Annotated in this window: 22 protein-coding genes; 21 read left to right on the top strand and 1 reads right to left on the bottom strand. The window is 43.8% G+C overall.

Annotation, left to right across the window (positions count from 1 at the left end; genetic code table 11):
- Window positions 1-24 precede the first annotated feature (24 nt).
- The 6 genes from FET73_RS04395 (at window position 25) to FET73_RS04370 (ending at window position 6,246) form a co-directional block, all read left to right on the top strand.
- Window positions 25-1,980, top strand: a complete 1,956-nt coding sequence (locus FET73_RS04395) for a TonB-dependent receptor plug domain-containing protein (protein WP_154222687.1) — start codon at window positions 25-27, stop codon at window positions 1,978-1,980.
- A 227-nt stretch (window positions 1,981-2,207) separates the two neighbouring features.
- Window positions 2,208-2,543 carry an ArsR/SmtB family transcription factor gene (locus FET73_RS04390; protein ID WP_154222686.1) on the top strand — a complete coding sequence of 112 codons (336 nt, stop codon included), beginning with the start codon at window positions 2,208-2,210 and terminating at the stop codon, window positions 2,541-2,543.
- Between the two features lie 35 nt (window positions 2,544-2,578).
- The gene (locus FET73_RS04385) at window positions 2,579-3,034 is read left to right on the top strand and encodes an arsenate reductase ArsC (RefSeq protein WP_154222685.1); all 456 of its coding nucleotides are present in this window, start codon (window positions 2,579-2,581) and stop codon (window positions 3,032-3,034) included.
- A gap of 59 nt (window positions 3,035-3,093) precedes the next feature.
- On the top strand, window positions 3,094-4,101 hold the full coding sequence (arsB, locus tag FET73_RS04380; RefSeq protein WP_154222684.1) for an ACR3 family arsenite efflux transporter: 1,008 nt from the start codon (window positions 3,094-3,096) through the stop codon (window positions 4,099-4,101).
- Between the two features lie 112 nt (window positions 4,102-4,213).
- Window positions 4,214-4,930, top strand: coding sequence for an arsenical resistance protein ArsH (gene arsH / locus FET73_RS04375; RefSeq protein ID WP_154222683.1), 717 nt, complete (start codon window positions 4,214-4,216; stop codon window positions 4,928-4,930).
- Window positions 4,931-5,001: 71 nt separating this feature from the next.
- A complete protein-coding gene (locus FET73_RS04370; RefSeq protein ID WP_154222682.1) occupies window positions 5,002-6,246 on the top strand; it encodes a pepsin-like aspartic protease in 1,245 nt (414 codons plus the stop codon).
- Between the two features lie 42 nt (window positions 6,247-6,288).
- Here FET73_RS04370 and FET73_RS04365 read toward each other — a convergent pair whose 3' ends face one another.
- On the bottom strand, window positions 6,289-7,737 hold the full coding sequence (locus FET73_RS04365; protein ID WP_218944259.1) for a cytochrome-c peroxidase: 1,449 nt from the start codon (window positions 7,735-7,737) through the stop codon (window positions 6,289-6,291).
- Between the two features lie 386 nt (window positions 7,738-8,123).
- On the opposite strand from FET73_RS04365, the gene hisG reads away from it, so the two are divergent.
- The 15 genes from hisG (at window position 8,124) to FET73_RS04290 (ending at window position 21,206) form a co-directional block, all read left to right on the top strand.
- Window positions 8,124-8,972, top strand: coding sequence for an ATP phosphoribosyltransferase (gene hisG, locus FET73_RS04360; RefSeq protein WP_154222681.1), 849 nt, complete (start codon window positions 8,124-8,126; stop codon window positions 8,970-8,972).
- Between the two features lie 21 nt (window positions 8,973-8,993).
- Window positions 8,994-10,634 carry an aminotransferase class I/II-fold pyridoxal phosphate-dependent enzyme gene (locus FET73_RS04355; protein ID WP_154222680.1) on the top strand — a complete coding sequence of 547 codons (1,641 nt, stop codon included), beginning with the start codon at window positions 8,994-8,996 and terminating at the stop codon, window positions 10,632-10,634.
- Window positions 10,631-11,203, top strand: coding sequence for an imidazoleglycerol-phosphate dehydratase (locus FET73_RS04350; protein WP_154222679.1), 573 nt, complete (start codon window positions 10,631-10,633; stop codon window positions 11,201-11,203). The genes FET73_RS04355 and FET73_RS04350 overlap by 4 nt, the downstream gene beginning before the upstream one ends.
- Window positions 11,200-11,808 carry an imidazole glycerol phosphate synthase subunit HisH gene (gene hisH / locus FET73_RS04345; protein ID WP_154222678.1) on the top strand — a complete coding sequence of 203 codons (609 nt, stop codon included), beginning with the start codon at window positions 11,200-11,202 and terminating at the stop codon, window positions 11,806-11,808. The genes FET73_RS04350 and hisH overlap by 4 nt, the downstream gene beginning before the upstream one ends.
- Window positions 11,792-12,613: an imidazole glycerol phosphate synthase subunit HisF gene (gene hisF / locus FET73_RS04340; protein ID WP_484502564.1), complete on the top strand. Its 822-nt coding sequence runs from the start codon at window positions 11,792-11,794 to the stop codon at window positions 12,611-12,613. Before hisH ends, hisF begins: the two co-directional genes overlap by 17 nt.
- A gap of 1 nt (window position 12,614) precedes the next feature.
- The gene (hisI, locus tag FET73_RS04335; protein ID WP_154222677.1) at window positions 12,615-13,853 is read left to right on the top strand and encodes a phosphoribosyl-AMP cyclohydrolase; all 1,239 of its coding nucleotides are present in this window, start codon (window positions 12,615-12,617) and stop codon (window positions 13,851-13,853) included.
- Window positions 13,843-15,072, top strand: coding sequence for a histidinol dehydrogenase (gene hisD, locus FET73_RS04330; RefSeq protein WP_154222676.1), 1,230 nt, complete (start codon window positions 13,843-13,845; stop codon window positions 15,070-15,072). Before hisI ends, hisD begins: the two co-directional genes overlap by 11 nt.
- Window positions 15,073-15,270: 198 nt before the next feature.
- A complete protein-coding gene (coxB, locus tag FET73_RS04325; protein WP_218944258.1) occupies window positions 15,271-16,422 on the top strand; it encodes a cytochrome c oxidase subunit II in 1,152 nt (383 codons plus the stop codon).
- A 13-nt stretch (window positions 16,423-16,435) separates the two neighbouring features.
- Window positions 16,436-18,028: a cytochrome c oxidase subunit I gene (gene ctaD / locus FET73_RS04320; protein ID WP_154222675.1), complete on the top strand. Its 1,593-nt coding sequence runs from the start codon at window positions 16,436-16,438 to the stop codon at window positions 18,026-18,028.
- Entirely contained in the window at window positions 18,028-18,189 is a 162-nt protein-coding gene (locus FET73_RS04315; RefSeq protein WP_154222674.1) for a hypothetical protein, read from the top strand. Before ctaD ends, FET73_RS04315 begins: the two co-directional genes overlap by 1 nt.
- Window positions 18,190-18,192: 3 nt before the next feature.
- On the top strand, window positions 18,193-18,762 hold the full coding sequence (locus tag FET73_RS04310) for a cytochrome c oxidase assembly protein (RefSeq protein ID WP_154222673.1): 570 nt from the start codon (window positions 18,193-18,195) through the stop codon (window positions 18,760-18,762).
- Between the two features lie 17 nt (window positions 18,763-18,779).
- Entirely contained in the window at window positions 18,780-19,649 is an 870-nt protein-coding gene (locus FET73_RS04305) for a cytochrome c oxidase subunit 3 (protein ID WP_154222672.1), read from the top strand.
- A gap of 64 nt (window positions 19,650-19,713) precedes the next feature.
- A complete protein-coding gene (locus FET73_RS04300) occupies window positions 19,714-19,926 on the top strand; it encodes a twin transmembrane helix small protein (RefSeq protein ID WP_154222671.1) in 213 nt (70 codons plus the stop codon).
- Window position 19,927: 1 nt separating this feature from the next.
- The gene (locus FET73_RS04295; protein ID WP_179952105.1) at window positions 19,928-20,647 is read left to right on the top strand and encodes an SURF1 family protein; all 720 of its coding nucleotides are present in this window, start codon (window positions 19,928-19,930) and stop codon (window positions 20,645-20,647) included.
- Window positions 20,637-21,206, top strand: a complete 570-nt coding sequence (locus tag FET73_RS04290; RefSeq protein WP_154222669.1) for a hypothetical protein — start codon at window positions 20,637-20,639, stop codon at window positions 21,204-21,206. Before FET73_RS04295 ends, FET73_RS04290 begins: the two co-directional genes overlap by 11 nt.

Below are 21,206 nucleotides of genomic sequence, written 5' to 3'. Positions count from 1 at the left end.
TTCGGGTGAGAACAGGAGACTATCATGTCACGATTACATCGTCGTGCCGCACTGTGTGTGGCCATTTCAAGTATTTTATCAACAGCTGCTATTGCACAGTCAGAAACTCCGGAAGTGATTGACAGCATGGTTGTTAGCGCCAGTGCTGAAGCCATTCAGGCGAATCAGTTTGGTGGTTCTTTAACTGTTATCACGTCAGAACAAATAGAAGCTGCTGCCGCCACTTATTTGTCAGGCGTTTTGCGTCAAGTACCTGGTTTTGCGGTCAGTCAATCTGGTGGTATTGGTACACAAACGCAAATCCGCGTGCGTGGCTCAGAAGCCAACCACATCTTGGTTATGGTTAATGGCGTTCGTGTCAATGACCCAGCCTTGGGCGATGAGTTTTTGTCTCATTATGCGATGACACAAAATGTTGAGCGCATTGAAATCATTCGTGGCCCTCAGTCGGCTTTGTGGGGTTCAGATGCTTTGGCAGGTGTGGTCAACATCATCACCAAGAAAGCACAAGACACTTACGGTGCTTTGGAAGTTGAAGCCGGTTCATTTAACAGCAAAAAACTGGGCTTAACTGGTGGAACAGCCGGAGAGAAATTTCAATTGAATGGTGGTGTGCAATTAACTGACACGGCAGGTACTAATATTTCTCGACAAGGGAGTGAAGAAGACGGTTTTGAAAACACCAACCTGAATGTGTCAGCACAATACCAAGCAACGGATGCGATGGCGTGGACATTCCAAGCGAATCATAACGATTCTATGAATGAATACGACGGCACAGACTTTACCACGGGTTTTCCAGCGGACAGTGATGATTGGACTGAAGCGACATTGACCCAAGGGCAAGTGGCTTTGGCGATTGAACCAGATAACGGCTTCTGGAATGCTGATTTGGCGTATCAAATCACGCAATCTGATAATGATAACTTTGGTCTGAGCTTTATTGATGGTAGCCCAGTCAGTACCGGTAGCACTGAAGCAGAAACTCGAACGTTTAAATTCAACAACAGTTTCAATTTGGGTCAAGACCAACGTGTTTCTGTGTTGTTAGACCACCGTGATGTGGACTTTGCTCAAACTGGTGTTGCATCTGCCTACGGAGATCCAAACCAAGCACAATCATACAGTGTGTTAGGTTTAGCAGCAGAATATGCTCAACAAGTAACTGAAGCCTTGTTTTGGAACATCAGCGCACGACAAGATGAATTCAATAAGTTTGAAGATGTGTCTATGTACAATGCCGCTGCTTCCTATCAAATCAATGACGCATTCCGTATCAAAGCCGCCGTGGGTACAGGCAGCAAAGCACCGTCATTCATTGAGCGTTTTGGTTACACACCGAACAGCTTTTTAGGAAACCCTGATTTGAAGCCAGAAGAATCACAATCTTGGGAGCTGGGCTTAGAATACCAATACGATGCGAACCGTTTCAGTGTGGTTTATTTTGATCAAAACTTAGAAAATGAAATTGATGGCTTTGCATTCGATGGTGTATCAGGCATGTTCACTGCTGTTAATAAGCCAGGTGAAAGTAAACGTTCAGGTATCGAGTTGAACTGGTTAGGTCAAATGACTGATAACTTGAATTTAGATTTCAATTACACTTATACCGATGCTGAAGAGCAGTTGTTGGTTACAGCAGCTTCTGGTGTTGATTATGCAACTGAAATCAGACGCCCTGAGCACATGGCTAATTTGACCATGAATTATCAATTTGCAGAAAATCGTGCCAATGTGTATGCCCAAGCACGTTACCTGGGTGAGCAAATCGATACTTTCTTCGACCCTGTTACCTATGCAGCAGTACCGACTGAATTAGATGCATCAACCAATGTTGACCTGACTTTTACTTGGAATTTCACAGACGCAACAAAAGTTTATGTTAAAGGCCAAAACATTTTCGATGAATCAAATGAAGAAGTCCTTGGTTATGCCCGTCCAGGTGCCGGTTATTATATCGGTGTGAAAACCAACTTCTAAGCTGGTTTTACAACTATAAGAGTGAGCTGAAGTACTGCTTTCAGTATGTGATTTATTAGAAACCCTTGTGGCCATGCTTCAAGGGTTTTTTAGTTTAGGTTGAATGACAATGTCGTTAAGTATAATAATTATTTACCTTGCCGTGCCTCATGTGATATAAATACGCATATTCATATATGCGAATATGCGTATTTATATTTAGATGATGCTTTGAGTGGGGTTGTTTTATGGAAATGGTTGAACTGATGAAGGCGTTGGGCCATGAGACACGTTTGCGTGTTTTACATTTGTTGATCGTAAAGGGTGGTTTGTGTGTTTGTGATTTATTTGAAGTGCTGCAATTACCACAGCCTACCGTTTCTCGGCATTTAAAATTGTTGCGTGATGCTGATTTGGTCTCGGGTTTTCGTGAAAATCAATGGATGCACTACCAAGTTAATGCTGATGTTCCTAGTGAGATTATGGCTGTTGTGTCACTGGTGGTGGCTGGTGCTCAGAAAGATAGTTTGTTACAAGCGGACTTGAAACGCTTACAAAAAGTAAAGTTGGCGGTGTGCTGTTGAATGGCTTGCCTATTTCTTGTTTGAAGAGAGAAAAAATGAAAAAGAAAGTGTTGTTTTTGTGTACAGGTAACTCTTGTCGTTCGCAAATGGCAGAAGGATGGTTACGGGCTTTGCGTGGTGATAATTATGAGGTGTATTCAGCCGGCATTGAAACCCATGGTTTGAATCTCAATGCGGTGAAAGTGATGGCTGAGGTGGGTGTTGATATTTCAAGTCATCAATCTTCTTTGTTAGATGATGTGCTGAAGAATCTAGAGTCCAAAGGCCAGTCTTTGGAATATGTGGTAACGGTCTGTGGTCATGCTCATGAAAATTGCCCTGTTTTTTTGGGTGATGCGAAAGTTGTTCATGTGGGTTTTGATGATCCGCCAAAGTTGGCAGCTGAACTGGCCGAAGATGGTGGTGATATTGATGCACAGTTGGATTGTTACCGTCGGGTTCGTGATGAGATTAAGGGGTTTGTTGAAAGTTTTGAAAGGCATTTGGGTTAATTCAATTGTTGACGAGAGATTCCCGCCTGTGCGGGAATGACGTTGTAAGGAGAATAGTTATGGGATTGTTTGAAAGGTATTTGTCACTTTGGGTGGCGTTGTGTATTGTGGCTGGGGTGGTGTTAGGGAACGTGTTCCCGGGTATGTTTGCTGTGATTGCGGGCTGGGAATTTGCGCATGTGAATATCCTGATTGCGGTTTTGATTTGGGTGATGATTTATCCAATGATGGTGCAGGTGGATTTTGCCGCTGTGAAAGATTCAGGGCGTAATCCGCGTGGCTTAATTTTGACCCTTGTGATTAATTGGTTGATTAAGCCATTCACCATGGCGGCGCTGGGTTGGTTGTTCTTTAAAGTGTTTTTTGTCAGTTTGGTCGATCCGCAAGCGGCCAATGAATACATCGCTGGCATGATCTTATTGGGCGTGGCACCGTGTACAGCCATGGTGTTTGTTTGGAGTCAGTTGACCAAAGGCAATCCCAATTACACATTGGTTCAGGTTTCAGTGAATGACATCATCATGGTGTTTGCTTTTGCGCCATTGGCTGCCTTTTTATTGGGTGTCAATGACATCAGCATCCCTTGGCAAACTTTGTTGTTGTCGGTGGTGTTGTATGTGGTGCTGCCCTTGTTGGCCGGTTGGTTAACGCGCAAAGTCTTGGATAAAAAGCAGGGCATTGAACCTTTGTTGGCCAAGCTGAAACCTTGGTCTATGGTTGGTCTTTTGGCGACGGTTGTTTTGTTGTTTGGCTTTCAGGCTGAAAAAATCATTGGGCAGCCGCAAGCCATTGTGCTGATTGCCATACCTTTGATGATTCAAACCTATGGCATTTTCTTTATCGCGTATTTCATTGCCAAGCGCATGAAATTGAAGCATGAAATTGCCGCACCTGCTTGTATGATAGGCACTTCCAACTTCTTTGAATTGGCCGTGGCCGTAGCGATTGCGTTGTTTGGTTTGAATTCGGGTGCCGCTTTGGCCACAGTTGTTGGTGTTTTGGTTGAAGTGCCGGTGATGTTGTCTTTGGTGGCTTTTGCCAACAGAACACGCCATTGGTTTGAATGATTATGATGAATGACTGGCAATCAAACCTGAATTATCGAGCTTGTCTCGAGTCCGCTGCGCTTTGGATCCGCGGGTCAAGCCCGAGGATGACGAATTTTTAAAGGAAGATTTTATGAAATTAAACTTACCGAATATCGATGCAGGAAGCATCAAAGAAACAGATAAGGAATCATTGTTTAATGTCGGTGTTTCAAAACATGCGCCAAGGATTTTGTTGTTACATGGTTCATTGCGTGAGCGTTCTTTCAGTCGCATGGCCAATGAAGAAGCGGCAAGAATTTTAAAGCATTTAGGTGCCGAAACCAAAGTGTTTGACCCATTGGGTTTGCCGCAGCCTGACAGTTGTGATGAAACCCACCCCAAGGTACAAGATTTACGTGAATTGGTCACATGGAGCGAAGGCATGGTGTGGTGTTCGCCAGAGCGTCACGGTTCAATGACCAGCGTGATGAAATCTCAAATCGATTGGATTCCTTTGTCTATTGGAGCGGTTAGGCCTACTCAGGGTAAAACCTTGGCGGTGATGCAAGTCAGTGGAGGATCGCAATCTTTCAATACGGTAAATCAACTGCGCATTTTGGGTCGTTGGATGCGCTGTTTAACCATTCCCAATCAATCATCAATTCCAAAGGCTTGGTTAGAGTTTGATGACAACAACCGCATGAAAACCTCGTCTTTGTATGATCGCATAGTCGATGTGATGGAAGAACTGGTCAAGTTCACTTTGTTGACTCGTGACATCAAAGACCATTTGGTAGACCGGTATTCAGAGCGCAAAGAAACATTGGATGCTTTCAAGAAACGTATAGCTGAACGAAAATCTGATTAGGTTAATATTTGTCGGGTGACGGGGGATTTAAAATTTGGTAGGATGATTTGGCTTCAAAATCGAACTTATCTATGCCACATTCCGTCATCATCCCCATCACCAACGTGTTTGCCAACGGCGGCTATACTGCCCAAGTTAAAGTGGGTAGCGAAGGTGCTACAGCCAATTTGGTTTTAGATACTGGCAGCAGTTCACTGGTGGTTCAAGGTGAGGATTACCAGCCGGGTGATGACAAACACTTGGTAAGCACGTCTTTTGCGCAAGATGTCACTTATGGACTGGGTGGCTGGTATGGGCCAGTGGTGCAAACCACCGTCACTATGGGGCACGGACCATTCTCTGTGGAAAGCGATGGCATGTATGTGGCGGTAACAAAAAAAGAACAGCAAAAAAGTTTTGCAGACGCCGATGGTATCATGGGTTTGGCTTATCATGAACTGAATCGCGCTTATGACCTGACAGATTATTTGGTGGCCAATGATGTGACCCCTGCCAAAACATTCCCCTGGGTATTGGCGCACGATGAACAAGATGATACGGTCAGGGAATTCAAAACCTTTTTAAAACAATTTCCCAAGTCATATTTAACGCCCTATTTCACACACCTAGAAGAGCAAGGCGTGGTCGGAGATCAATTTGCTTTCTTGCTTCACCGCTCAAGCATTTACCAAACCAACAGTAAAAAAACTGCAGCCCAACTAAATCGTCATCCATTGAATCGTGGCTTTTTTGTCATGGGTAAGCCCAGGCTGCATGGCCATTTGTTCCAAGGCAAGTTCAAAAAAGTCAAAGTCTTGGATGACAAGTACTATAACGTCAACGTGCGGTCAATGCGCGTGGGGGATGGCGAGCCTATGGTGGCGCCGCAACTGGATGAAAAAGATTTGAACCACAGAACAAACGGCATAGTTGACAGTGGTTGCACGTTTATCATCTTACCCAGGTCCATGTTCAGTTTTATGGTTAATGAAATGTTGGCTATTAACCCGAATTTTAAGGCTGTCCTTGACCCTTATGAAACATTTGCCGGTGTAGAAGTGGGCGTCGATATGTCGTTGATTGACTTAAAGCATTGGCCCAGCATATTTTTTGAATTGGATGGTTTGGATGGTGAGGCTGTGACTTTGGAGTTGAAGTCGAGTGATTATTGGCAGGTACATGCACCAGAACCGAACCAAGCCTCATTTCAATTTGCGGTGCTGGAAGGTTGGCCGAATCAATGCATTCTGGGTTTGCCTTTGATTGCCAGTTATTTTACCGTTTTTGATCGTCAAGAAAGGGAAAATGGTGTGATTTTATTTGCAGACAAACCTTAAACGAGCAAGAGGGGGAGGTGCCCCCTCAAGTTCATGTTTTTATCAGTCAAATATTGGTAAGCTGCTGGGTACACGTTTTGGTACCTCATTTCTGAGGTTTACACTTTTACGGTCTGTTGCAGCTTCTAGAAAGTCGATTAAGCGATCAATTTGTTGTTCGCTCAGAGATCGAGGCATGATGTCAGATGAGGCGAGGATCAGATCATTGCGGATAGCATCGTCGAATACGATAAAATCAATGGCATCTAAATCTGCTCGATTGGGCAATTTAACTTGAGTTCTATCATAATCTGCGGTTGCTTGAATGGGGTCTAGGTGGTGCTTAATTAACAGCCTTAAATCATCATAGGCACCTGCGTGTCCCCATGGACCTGTGAGTGGAGCATTTCTGGCCGACAACACCCGGAACTTATATCGATCAAGTGGATTTCCTGTGACGCGCTCTCGGCCAAAGTCATCATGCCCATCATCATAGCCTTGTGCATTGTCTCCTTTGCCAGGCCCCAGCTGAATCATGGCAATAGATTTGAATTGGTCAGACTGGCCCAATAATGGTCCTGAGTGACATTCTGCACAACCGGCATCACCATAAAACAGGTTCATGCCTGCAATTTGATTTGGACTCATCGCACCTTTATCTCCTCTAAGAAATTGATCAAAAACTGAGTTGTCTGCTCGCCAAATAACAGCTTCAAAAGCCGCCAAAGCGTTGGCAATATGCACAAAATTAATGTCTGTTGCAGCGTTGACGTCATTAAAAGCTTGTTTAAATAAATCTACATACTCTGGAATGTCTCTGATACGCTGTGTCAGCAGGTCCCAAACGCCGCCTGGGCCTGCAAGCTGTCCAGCTGCTGCTTGATCTGCGACAGGGTTCTCACCTGCTTGACCAGCCATTTCTGTGGCTGAAGTTACAGGAAACATGGCTTGAGCCGCTAAAGCATTGTCTAATCCTGATGGTAAATCTAAACCCGCTGGAGAAGTGAACCCACTGGGTTGACTGGAATCAGCAAACACCCTGCCATCATGGAAAAAAACAGTTAATTCTTTGGCGCCCGCATTGAATACATGTGGTGCATTTCTGGGAACCCGTTCATGGACAGCATCATCTGCATAACCGGTATCTCTGGTCACACCTAGGCCACTACCGCCTTCCCCAATTGACAAAGAGAGTCCATCACCCGTGGCAGCTAAGCCATGATGGCAGCTGGCACACGAGGTGTTTTTATTGCCACTGAGAATTTTGTCATAAAATAAAACATTACCCAAATGTACCATCTCGTCACTGTACTGAAAAAAGTCTTCATCAGTCAGTGGTGGCGGAAGTTGATTTAATGTATTAAGTATAGGTACTTGGGTTGTAGATTGATTGATGATTTCAATGATGTCTTCTAAAACTTTTAATAAGTAACTTGATGATTGCGCGTTCACATTGGAATTAGTCAGAAGCAGCAAGAACATCCAGATGGCATGTCTAGTATTAAATTTCATATTTTCCCCTTGGTTTTCTAAATTGATATTTTTATGTTTTGCCTTGTGTCAGACAATTAGTCATCATTTAAGACATGTTCTTAAATAACCACTCAATTTTAAAAAATAATTCAGCTCACATCAAATGAATGGCGTACTTTACTTTATTCAAAGACTAAGAATGTGTTGACTTCAAAAAATTATGTAGATATGATGCGGAACATGACAAATTTTAACGCACAGAACCATCACCATCACTTCGTGGCCAACGAGGTTTGATCTTGCGCGTTTAAAAAACACACAAAATTCCAAAAAGCCTCGTTATTTAACGGGGCTTTTTTTTGGCAAAAATTTATTAAACATATTATCTAAATTATTAACTTAACTTATTTTAAAGCGAGAACATCATGACAATCAAAATGGCCATCCCGAAGGGGAAATTACAAGTAGAGATCGTTAAACTGCTTTCTGACATCGGTTTGACCTTGCAGGGCAATGACCGCAATTACCGCCCTGTGTGTAATGACGACACATTTGAAGTGAAGTTGCTGAAAAGTCAAAATATCCCATCTTTGGTTGAACTGGGCCAACACGACATTGGCTTTGCTGGCAAGGATTGGATTGAAGAACAAGGTGCCAATGTGGTGGTATTGAAAGACTTGGGTTTCAACCCAGTTAAAATCGTCGCTTGTATTCCTGAAGATTGGGATTACGACGCATTGAAACAACGCAAGATCATTGTCGCATCAGAGTATAAAGCTTTAAGCAAAAAGTTTTTGGCTGATAACGGTTTTGATGCCGAGTTGTTGCGTTCATATGGCGCCACGGAAGTGTTCCCGCCTGAAGATGCTGACATGGTGATTGATAACACCAGCACCGGCACAACCATCAAAGCCAACCGTTTGAAGATTGTTGATACCGTTTATGAGTCATCTACACAATTCTTTGCCAATGCCGAAACCATGGCTGACCCTGAAAAGAACGCCATCATCCAAAACATGTTGATGTTGATGGGCGGTGTGCTTAATGGTCGCAAGCGTGTTTTGATCGAAATGAACTGTCAGCAAGACAACATCGAGAAAATTGTCGCTTTGTTGCCAGCCATGCGTTCACCCACCGTCAGCAAACTGTACAAGTCTGATGCCTTCTCTGTGAAAGCGGCGATTTTGCGCACGGAAGCCAAAGATTTGTTACCACGATTGATTGCTGCGGGTGCGACCGATATCTTAGAAACGCCAATCCGCAAAGCCATTTAATTCAGTTAATTGATAAAACACATGAACACTGTTGATTTAAAACTAGACTTTAATGAACGGGCCGATAAATTGCCTGAGTGGTTGGGTGAGTTCCAGCTACAAGTCAAGGACTTGTGGCAATACCCCAATCGCCAAGCTTTGGAAGCCAAAATGGCACAAGACTTGGCGCTCAATGCGTCGCAACTGTTGCTTACCAATGGTGGTGACGAAAGCATTGAGTTATTGTATAAGTTGTCAAAACTGGAAGACATGCCATTGTTGATTCCAGAGCCTTGTTTCAGTCAGTACACGCACAACCAGGGTGTTTGGCAAAATGAAGTCACTTTTGTGCCGGCGCAAGCTGATTTGTCCATCGACACCAAAGCGGTGAAAGCCCAAATAAAAAACGGACAGTGTGTGATATTAACCCGTCCCAATAACCCAACAGGGGAATTCTTGGCTGACGAGGTGTTGCGCGACATGATAGAAACGGCGGCTGCCAAAGGTGCTTGGGTGTTTTTGGACGAGGCTTATGTTGAGTTCGCTGAAGCCAATGAGGTTAATTATTACAGCGAATATGATAATGTCATCTGCTTGCGCACCTTTTCAAAAGCTTTTGGCCTGGCTGGCGTACGTGTGGGTTATGTTTTAGGTAATGAGCAGTTGATTAACCGCATTCGCAGACTCACCATGCCCTTCAACGTGTCTCAAGCCAATTTGCAAATTGCAGCACAAGCTTGGGCTCAGAGGGATTCGGTGTCTGAGTATTGTCAACAAATCCGACAAAACAGGTCGCTGGTCAATGATTATTTGGCGTCTCAAGGTTTGTTTGTTTGTCCGGCTCAAGGTAATTTTTTACTGTTCCGTGTTTCGGACCAACAAAAAACATTAATCGCCAATGTGTTGAAAAAACAAGGGATTCAAATCAAAACGGCTTTGGGTGGATTGCCTGATTGTTTGCGTATCACCATTCCTTATCAATTAAATCCTGTCATGTCGGCTTTGAAACAGATTTTTGAGCCGGCAGCAGTTGCTTTTGATATGGACGGCGTCTTGATTGATACTTCCTTTAGTTATGATTTGGCGATCGTTGATACAGTGGAATCATTCACTGGTAAAACGGTGACAATTGAACAAATTGTCAGCAAACGCAGCCAAGGTGGTTACAATAATGATTGGGTGTTGGCGCAAGCCATGATTCAAGATTTGGGACAAGTGGAAGACTTACAAAAAGTCACCGATGTGTTTCAAACATTCTACTTGGGCACAGAAACGCAACGCGGTCGGTTCAAGGACGAAGTGAATTTGTTGCGCAATGAATCGCCTTTGTTTGAAACCAGCAAGAAGCGTGCCGTAGTCACAGGTAGGCCAAGATTTGAAGCCAAACAAGGCGTGTCGCAATTGGGCATAGCGCCTGCTTTCGTAGTCAGTTTAGATGACGTTAAAAATGGCAAACCCGATCCTGAAGGTATTTTGTGGCTGAAACAGCAATGGCAACTGTCTGATAATGATGGCATGTATTTTTGTGGTGACAATGTCGATGACATGCAAGCAGGAAATGCCGCGCAATGCATTTGTGTCGGTATTTCAGGTGGCTCAGAACAACAAGAAAAAGTGCTTTATCAAGCCGGTGCCGATGTGGTGCTGGACAACATCAACCAATTAGAGGCTTTGTTCTCATGATTACTTTAAACAGAAAAACCAAAGAAACCGAAATTGAATTGTCACTCGATATTAAGGGTGATAAATCATTGTCAAAAATTGATACAGGTTTGCCTTTTTTTGATCACATGTTGGATCAATTGGCCTCACATGCGGGTTGGAATTTACAGCTGTCCATGAAAGCTGACACCGAGGTTGATGATCACCACGGGATAGAAGATGCGGCGATTTGTTTGGGTGAGGTTTTTTATCAAGCCTGGAAAGCAAACAGCCCCAATGCCCGTTATGGCCAGCGGTTGTTACCGATGGATGAGGCGCTGACTTTGTGTGCTGTTGACCTGTGTGGTCGTGCTTATTGCATCACGGATTTGCCCTTTTCACAAAGTACTGTGGGTGGCATTTATACCGAAATGTGGACGCACTTCTTTTACAGTTTTGCTGTCAATGCCAAAATCACTTTGCACATCAAGAACATGTATTTTTCTAATAATCACCACTTGGTTGAAGGTGCTTTTAAGGCTTTGGCATATGCTTTGAAAGAAGCTTTGCAGCCGACAGCAACAGAAGCCACCACTAAAGGTGTGCTATGACAGTGGCTAAAGTCAAGAGTGCAGGCACCAAAGTGGCCATCATTGATTTAGATTCTGGTAATTTGCTGAGTATTCAAACGGCAGTAAAAGAAGCCGGCTTTCAATTGCAGGTGGTACAAACACCAGATCAATTGGATGATGATGTCAATGTGTTGTTGATGCCTGGGCAGGGGCGTTTTGCTTTTGTTGCATCGCAAATTGATACGCTTAACTGGCGTGAGTTTTTACTCGATTGGGTGGGGGCAGGCCGAAAGTTGATTGGAATATGCGTCGGTATGCAAGTGCTGTTTGAGTCCAGCGAGGAAGATCCAGATGCTGAAGGCTTGGCATTAATTAATGGGTCGGTCAAACGATTACGTCATCCAAAAGCGCCGATGGTCGGCTGGGCTAAGTTGAATTCATATAAATTGTCGATGCAAAACCAATTTGCTTATTTCGTTAATTCATATGCTGCACCTGACAGCGATTATTGTACCGCCAAGGTTGTGTATGGTGATTTGTTCTGTGCCGCAGTACAAAAAAACAATTTATACGGGTTCCAGTTTCACCCAGAAAAATCAGGCTCATTTGGCCGGGAGTTAATTGCCTATGTCTGCGAACAATAAGCAGTCTGCGAACTACAATATGTCAGTAGATAATCGCGTTTACGCATCAGACTTGATTCCGCGGATCATTCCATGTTTGGATGTTGCATTGGGTCGCGTAGTCAAGGGCGTTAATTTCAAAGGCTTGGTTGACATGGGTGACCCTGTTGAATTGGCCAAAAAATATGAAGAACAGGGCGCTGATGAGATTGTCTTTTTGGACATCAAAGCCAGTGTCGATAACCAACAATCTGCACTCGACATGGTTTATCAAGTGGCGACGCATTTGAGTATTCCATTTGCTGTTGGCGGCGGTATCAAAACCATTGACGATGTAGATAAATTTTTTAATGCCGGTGCTGATAAAGTCACATTGAACACGGCGGCGGTACAAAATCCAGAGTTGATCAGCCAGATTTCTAGCAAATATGGTTCGCAAAGCATTGTGGTGGCCATTGATGTCAACAAAAATGAAAACAACGACTTGGCGATTTATACCCACGGTGGCAGCCAATTGGCCGATGTCAATTACCAAGATTGGATTCAAGAAGTCGTCGATCGTGGTGCAGGCGAGATACTGTTGACGGCCATGCACAAAGATGGAACTGGCAGTGGATTCGATTGTGATTTGCTGCAAAGTTTCGGCCCTAATTTTCCAGTGCAGGTGATTGCCTCAGGTGGTGCCAAAGGGCCACAAGATTTTGTCGACGCGATTGCTGCAGGTGCCGATGCCGTTTTGGCTGCAGGCTTATTTCACCGAGGAGAATATACCGTCGGTGACATCAAAGATTACTTAATAAACAATAAAATAAAGGTTAGAAAATAACATGTTAATTCCATCAATTGACCTCATGGACGGCAAGGCAGTTCAGTTACAACAAGGCGATAAAAAAATCATTGAACGTGAAGACGTTTTTGAATTATTGGAAGAATTTGCCCTGTATGGCGAAGTGGCCATCATTGATTTGGATGCGGCGATGGGCAAAGGCAGCAATCAAGATTTGATTGAACAGATGTTGCGCAAAAGAAAATGTCGCGTGGGTGGTGGTATCCGTGATTTGGAAACAGCCAAAGCCTACTTGGCTGCCGGTGCCAGTAAAATCATATTAGGTACATCGGCCAAAGAGGCATGGGTAGACAAGCTACCGCGTCAGTCACTGGTTTTTGCCATTGATGCCAAAGGTGATTTTTTGACCACCCACGGCTGGAAAAAAACCCAAGACGTTAAGGTTTTGGACATCATTGCTGAATGGAGCACGCGTTGTGGTGAGTTCTTGTATACGCAGGTGTTGAAAGAAGGCATGATGCAAGGCATTGATCAGCCGAGAATTGAAGATGTAATCAAAGCATCGGGCGTGCCAGTAACGGTGGCTGGCGGCATCACCACTTATGAAGATTTGCAATGGATCAATGCCAAGGGTGCCAATTCACAAATCGGCATGGCGATTTATTCTGGCAGCATGCACTTGGATCAAGCCTTCATGTCTTTGGTTGATTTTGATAAAGCGCCGTTGTTGCCAACCGTAGTTCAAGATGCCGATTCAGGGAAAGTGCTGATGTTGGCCTATTCATCACCGGAGTCACTGAAAAAAGCGTTGAACGAGCGCAAAGGTGTTTACTATTCAAGGTCGCGTCGCGAATTGTGGACCAAAGGCTTAACCAGTAACAACACCCAAGAATTGGTGCAAGTTGATATCGATTGTGATGGAGATACTTTGTTGTTTTTGGTCAAACAAACGGGCAATGCTTGTCACTTTGAACGATACAGTTGTTTCGCCAGTCAGCGCAATGATTATACTTTAGATTACTTGAACGAAGTGTTTGATGCGCGTTTAGCCGAAGAGAACGAGAAGCCGTCTTTCACACAACAGTTATTTGCCTCCAATGATTTGCAAATTGAAAAATTGCGTGAAGAGTGTGAAGAGTTGATTGAAGCCACCGACCACAATCATGTGCGTTGGGAAGCTGCAGATTTGCTGTTCTTTACTTTGGTGATGGCCAAAGCCAAAGGCGTCACGGTGCAAGAGTTGGTCAATGACTTGCGGAGCCGCAACAATGAACGCTGAGGGCTTGAATAAATTAAACGTTATCAAAGCTGCTGATTATGTCAGGCCGGCTTTGAAAGGCAACCAGCAGGTCGCTGCCACGGTTTCTGAAATTTTGAGTGACATCAAAAATGAAGGTGATGCGGCGGTTGATCGTTGGACTGAACAAATTGATGGTCGCCAAGCAGGTTACATCACGCTCAAACCTTTTGATGAATATGACTTGTCAGATGAGCTTAAAGCTTCGATTCAGTTTGCATACCAGCGCATCAAGAACTTTTGCCAGTTTCAAATCAAAGACCTCAAGAGCGATGAATTCTCTGATGACATCGGTGAGTTCGGTTACATTTACCAGCCGATTGAGCGTATTGGTGCTTACATTCCGGGCGGTCAATTTCCGCTGATATCTACCGCCATGATGACACTGACACCAGCACAGGTGGCAGGCTGTCCAGTGCGGGTGGCCTGTTCGCCTTCGGATCACCCTGCTTTATTGGCCGCGGCCAGTTTGGCTGGTGCCACAGAGTTCCTGCATTTAGGTGGCGCACAAGCGATTGGTGCTTTGAGTTATGGTTATAAAGACACGGCCGCGGTTAATTTGGTGGTCGGTCCGGGTAACGCCTATGTGAATCAAGCCAAAGCTCAAATCCAAGGTCGCACTGCTATTGATACTTTGGCAGGTCCCAGTGAGTTGTTGATTTACGCGAATGAAGTGGCAGAGCCTGAGTGGTTGATGCTCGATGCTTTGGCGCAAGCTGAGCATGATGCGAATGCCGTCAGCGTGGTAGTGAGTGAGTCTGAACAGCTGTTAGAAAATCTTTACACGGGGTTAGAGAATCATGACGATGGGAAGCAATTGTTAGCCAATGACAATGTTGTTCTGGTTTTGTCAGCGAGCCAAGAAGAATCGGTGGCATTCATCAATGATTATGCGCCAGAGCATTTGACAGTGTGTGATACAGGTTTTGATTGCAGCTTGTTGACCAACTACGGTTCTTTGTTTGTCGGCGAAAATTCTGCAGTGGCTTTTGGTGATTACTGTGCTGGGCCTAACCACACTTTGCCAACCGAAGGGGCGGCCAAATTTTCAGGCGGCTTGAGCGTACACCAATTCCTGAAAGTCCAATCTACACAGAAAATCAACGATAACGGCCGTGTCCAGTTGTCAAAACATGCGGCCACATTGGCCGAGGCTGAGGGTTTGATTTACCACCAAAAAAGTTCAGAAATTCGTAAATAAATTTGTTTTGCAAGCCAAGAGGATGTTGCTCTTGGCTTCAAATCTTGCCTTAACATTTCGCCTGCCTAACAAAAAAATAACAACAGGATAGAGATATTTATTTGTCCGCGTGGTAGAATTGCGCCGTTTGACCTGTGCGACAAAAAGTCGCATTGATTTAGGTCAATATATTCAAAAATTCATTAGGGTATCGATTTTATGAAAAAAGCACAGACTAAGTTGATGTGGTTGGTAACAGGTTTACTGTTTTCGTCTGCTACATGGGCTGAATATGGATTGAACTTAAGGAAGGGTGTCACTGACTACAGTCAAACCGCTTATGACATGCACATGCTGGCGTTTTGGATTTGTGTGGTGATAGGTATTATTGTATTTGGTGCCATGTTGTATTCAATTGTTGCTCACAGAAAGTCTAAAGGTGTGACCCCTGAGCAATTTTCGCACAGCACTTTTGCGGAAATATTGTGGACCATCATACCGATTGTGATTTTGGCTGCCATGGCCTGGCCTGCAACAAAAGCTTTGATACAGATGGAAAACCCAACTGATGAAGCCGGCAAGCCCATGAACATGGACATGACCATCAAAGTCACGGGATATCAGTGGAAATGGCGTTACGATTACATGGATGAAGGTTTTGGCTTTTTGAGTACCCTGGCCAAAGACAGTAACATTGCCCGTCAAAAAGATTCTGGTATCAAGCCAGAAACAGTAGACAACTACTTGTTAGATGTTGATAAGCCTTTGGTGATTCCAGTCGATACCAATATTCGATTTTTGTTGACTGCCGATGATGTGATTCACGCTTGGTGGGTGCCTGATTTTGGTTGGAAGCGTGATGCGGTTCCTGGCTTTGTCAATGAGGCTTGGACCAATGTAAAAGTACCAGGTACATACCGAGGCCAATGTGCTGAACTGTGTGGTAAGGATCATGGTTTTATGCCAGTGGTAGTTGAAGCCGTCAGTAAAGAAGATTATGCGGCATGGGTAGCTGAACAAAAAGGCGGCCAAGCTGAAGAAGCTGTAATGGCAGAAAAAACATGGACCAAAGAAGAGTTGATGACTAAAGGTGAGGCGGTTTATAACCAGCAATGCGCCACATGTCACCAAGCTGACGGTGCAGGATTGCCACCGACGTTCCCTGCTTTAGCTGGCAGTGATTTTGTTAATGGGCCAGCAGCTGACCAGATCGGTTTGGTATTGAATGGCAAGCCAGGTACGGCCATGGCTGCATTTGGCAACATCTTGTCAGAGACTGACATCGCTGCTGCCATCACTTACACCAGAAATTCTTTTGGCAACACTGCAGGCGATATTGTTCAGCCTACAGATGTCAAGAACTTGAAATAATTGAGGAGTTATTATGAGTCACGATTCACACGATCATAAGCCAAAAGGGTTCGTTAACCGTTGGTTATTAACCACCAATCACAAAGACATTGGTACTTTGTATTTGATTTTTGCATTGGCGATGTTCATCATCGGTGGTGCCATGGCGATGATTATTCGCTTAGAACTGTTTCAACCAGGCTTACAATTTGTAGAACCTGATTTCTTTAACCAAATGACCACAATGCATGCATTGATTATGGTGTTTGGTGCGGTGATGCCGGCTTTTGTTGGTTTAGCTAACTGGATGATTCCATTGATGATTGGTGCGCCAGATATGGCATTACCACGCATGAATAACTGGTCATTCTGGATTTTACCTTTTGCCTTCAGCTTATTGGGCTCAACTTTATTTATGGATGGCGGTGCGCCAGCCGGTGGTTGGACCATGTATCCACCATTGGTATTGCAAGGCGGGCATAATGTTGCTTACTTGGTATTCGCTGTGCATTTGATGGGTATTTCATCCATCATGGGTGCGATTAACGTGATTGCCACCATCATGAACATGCGGGCACCAAATGTGGGCTACTTGAACATGCCATTGTTTGTATGGACATGGTTAATTACGGCATTCTTGTTGATTGCTGTGATGCCAGTTTTGGCAGGTGCTGTCACCATGTTGTTAACTGACAGATACTTCGGCACCAGCTTCTTTAATGCAGCAGGTGGTGGTGATCCTGTATTGTTCCAGCACATTTTCTGGTTCTTTGGTCACCCTGAAGTTTATATTATGATTTTGCCATCATTTGGTGTGGTTTCAGAAATCATTCCTACCTTTGCTCGTAAACCATTGTTTGGTTACGTCTCTATGGTTTATGCAACAGCAGGTATCGCATTCTTGTCATTCATCGTTTGGGCGCATCACATGTTCTCAGTGGGTATGCCATTAGGTGGTGAGTTGTACTTTATGTATGCAACCATGATGATTGCTGTACCTACGGGTGTAAAAATCTTTAACTGGGTTGCGACCATGTGGAAAGGTGCGATGACTTTTGAGACACCGATGTTGTTCTCATTGGCTTTTGTTGTCTTGTTCACAATCGGTGGTTTCTCGGGTGTGATGATGGCTTTGGCGCCAGTTGATTTGCAATATCATGACACTTACTTCATTGTTGCGCATTTCCATTACGTGTTGGTTCCTGGTGCGGTATTTGCAATTATTGCAGGTGCTTACTACTGGTTACCAAAATGGTCTGGTCACATGTACAGTGAAAAACTGGGTAAGATTCATTTTTGGTGGTCAACCATTTCTGTGAATGTGCTGTTCTTCCCTCAACATTTCTTGGGTCTGGCGGGTATGCCACGTCGTATTCCAGATTATTCAACACAGTTTGCAGAATTTAATATGATGTCAAGTATCGGTGGTTTCGCCTTCGGTTTGGCACAAGTGTTCTTCGTATACATTGTGATCAAAACTGTTCGCGGTGGTAAGAAAGCTGAAGCCAATGCTTGGGGTGATGCGAAAGGTTTAGAATGGACTGTTCCATCTCCTGCGCCACACCACACGTTTGAAGAATTCGGTCCTGTGGACTTGAAAAAAATGGCACACGGTGACGTTCACTGATGTCTGAACAAGATCATATGAACCAAAAGGACAAAGACCAGCAAGCTCACTGGATTGCACAACGCAAGAAAGCCCGTAAAACGGCGGTTGTGTTGGGTGTGTTGGCAGTGGGTATTGCTGTCTGGTCTGTGTTTGTGGTTTTACAAAAGGCTGGGGTTTAACTGATGGATGCCAAAACACAAAAAACCTTGAAGAAGTGCTTGATAGTCGTCTTGTTCATGGGCGGTTTTGGGTATGCTTTGGTTCCTTTGTATGATGTGTTTTGTGACATCACAGGATTGAATGGGAAGACAGGTGTGGCGACAGAGCAAACTTTGTCACGTCAAATTATTGATGAAAATCACCGGGTCACTGTTCAATTTGATGGTACTGTGAACAGTGCATTACCCTGGTCATTCAAACCCGTTAAATTTTCCATGGAAGTGATTCCTGGTAAAATGTACACCGCCGAATATGTTGCTGAGAATTTAGCGACTTTTGATGTGACAGGGCAAGCTGTTCCCAGTGTGGCCCCTAATGAAGCATCGATTTATTTTGATAAAACCGAATGTTTTTGTTTCACCCAACAGTTGTTAAAGCCGGGTGAGTCAAAAAACATGCCGGTGACATTTATTGTTCGATCGGACATTCCGAAAGACATTGATGTATTGACTTTGTCATACACATTTTTTAACCGAAACAGCATGACCGCCAAGCAAAAAGCTGAAGGCAGTGATGCTCATGAAAAGATTTAAATATAGGGGCTAAGACCATGTCTGAAGTAAAAGCAGATCAATATTTTGTTCCACACAAAGCCAAATGGCCCATCGTGGGCTCAGTGGGTTTAACAACTACTGTTGTTGGCGCAGCACACTTGCTGAATTCAGAAACAGCCATGACTCCTTGGTTGATGTATGCAGGATTGCTCATCATGATCGTTATGATGTTTGGTTGGTTCGGTGAAGTCATAAAGGAAAGTGAAGCTGGCTTATATAACACCGACGTAGACACATCATTCAGAATGGGTATGATTTGGTTCATTTTTTCTGAAATTATGTTTTTTGCTTGTTTCTTTGGTGCATTGTTCTATGCCAGAAGTTTGTCAGTGCCTTGGTTGGGCGGTGAAGGCACTGGATTAAGTACCAACAATGAGTTGTGGAACGGTTATGAAGGTGTGTGGCCTACCAATGGTCCGGCTGATTTAGGCGGCAAATTTGAAATTTTAGATCCATTTCACCTGCCTTTGATCAATACCATGTTGTTATTGACCAGTTCTATTACTGTTACCATTGCTCACCATGCGATTCGAATTAACAACCGCACGCAAACAGTTATTTGGTTGGCGGCTACAGTCTTATTGGGTGCGATATTCATGTACTTCCAAATTGCTGAGTACATTGAAGCTTACCATTTGAATTTGACACTTGAATCAGGTATTTATGGTTCTACATTCTTTTTATTGACGGGATTTCACGGCATGCATGTGACCTTAGGTGCCATTATGTTGGCGATCATCACTGTTCGAGTTGCTAAAGGACATTTCAAACCAGAGAATCATTTTGGTTTTGAGGCGGTTGCTTGGTACTGGCATTTTGTTGATGTGGTTTGGTTGGGCTTGTTTATCTTCGTTTATATTTTGTAAACATCCGACAAACAGTTAAAATAGGAAGCCCGGCTCTGCTGGGCTTTTTTTATGAGATAAATTTATGAAATACATAATTATAATTGCTTTCCTTTTCATTTTGTTCAGTCTGGGACAAGCCTTGTTTTATATGGTGAAAGGTAAGGGTAAAAGCCAAAATACTGTACGATTTTTGACCGTTCGAATTGTCGCATCTGTTCTGTTATTTATGCTGCTTCTGTTGGCCATGAAAATGGGATGGGTGGTACCTCATGGTACCAAAATGGTTCCGGGCTGATATGGCTGAAAGGCGTTTCCCTTGGTTATTTACTGCATTATGGCTTGCCATCTTTTTGTTGATGTTGCGTTTGGGGTTTTGGCAATTAAATCGGGCTGAAGAGAAACGCGAACTGTTGGACCACTTGTCTGAATCCACACCACTTGAAGTGACTGACGCTGCAAGTGTGTCAAAAGTACCTCGATTTAGAACCATTCAGGTGAAAGGTGAATGGGACAGTGAAGTGGCATTTTATCTTGAAAATCAATTCCATGATGGACAAGTTGGCTTTCATGTATATAGTGTGATGTCATTTTTTGATGGTGCAGTTTTTGCTTTGGTTAATCGTGGCTGGGTTAAACAAATTTCTGCAGCAAAGGATCCAGTGACAGCAAGACAAGTTTGGACATTATTACAAGGTGATTGGCCACGGCCGGGCGTTCAGTTGGGTGAACAAACTTTAACAGATGATGAAAAGCAGCAAGTCACCTATTTAACTGAAGATGTGACCAAGAAATGGTTAAAGTCACGCTTTTGTGGGCAAAAAAACAACAAAGATTGTATAATCCTGCCCTTTATTTTTAAGCTCAATCAACTCATGCCGGACGGTTATGAACGTGATTGGAAAAGCCAGATGATGCCGCCAGAAAAGCACCAAGCTTATGCGGTACAATGGTTTACCATGTCACTGGTGTTGTTTTTGCTTTATTTGGTGTTTTTGAGGAAAAATCATGCAAGCTAAGACTAAAAACAGGTTGTCCATAGTTGCCATCGTTTTGTTATTTGCAACTCCAGTGGTTGTGGCTTATTTAATGAGTTCTGGGGCCATCAGTTATCAACCTGACAGTACAAAAAATCATGGAGAATTTATTACTCCTCCTGTCAAAGTTGCTGACTTTTCACAAGATGAATGGACTAATGAGTTCAATAACCATTGGACACTGGTTTACCGTGTCAAAGGCGAATGCGATGCATCCTGTGTCAAGCTGGAAGATAACTTGCATCGTTATCGTTTAACCATGGGTCATCGAGCTGACAAATTAAAACTGATGTTATGGGCTGAAGATTTCAAAGCCATGCCAACTGAAGATGCCTATCAACATGTTTTAAAAATCACTACCAAAGATTTAACGGGTTTAAATCAAACCATGGATGAATTGAGTCAGGTTTCACATGGAGATGGAAATGGTTTGTATGTGGTTGCGCCTGAAGGTTATTTGATGATGGCGTTTAAAAAAGAAAACACCAGTACAGAAATCAGTCAGGACATCAAATTACTACTCAAGCGTAAAGGTGGTTGA

The organism is Marinicella rhabdoformis (assembly GCF_009671245.1).
Classification (GTDB): domain Bacteria; phylum Pseudomonadota; class Gammaproteobacteria; order Xanthomonadales; family Marinicellaceae; genus Marinicella; species Marinicella rhabdoformis.
The sequence above is the reverse complement of the archived record's forward strand: the minus strand, read 5'-3'. Positions and strand labels throughout refer to the sequence as shown.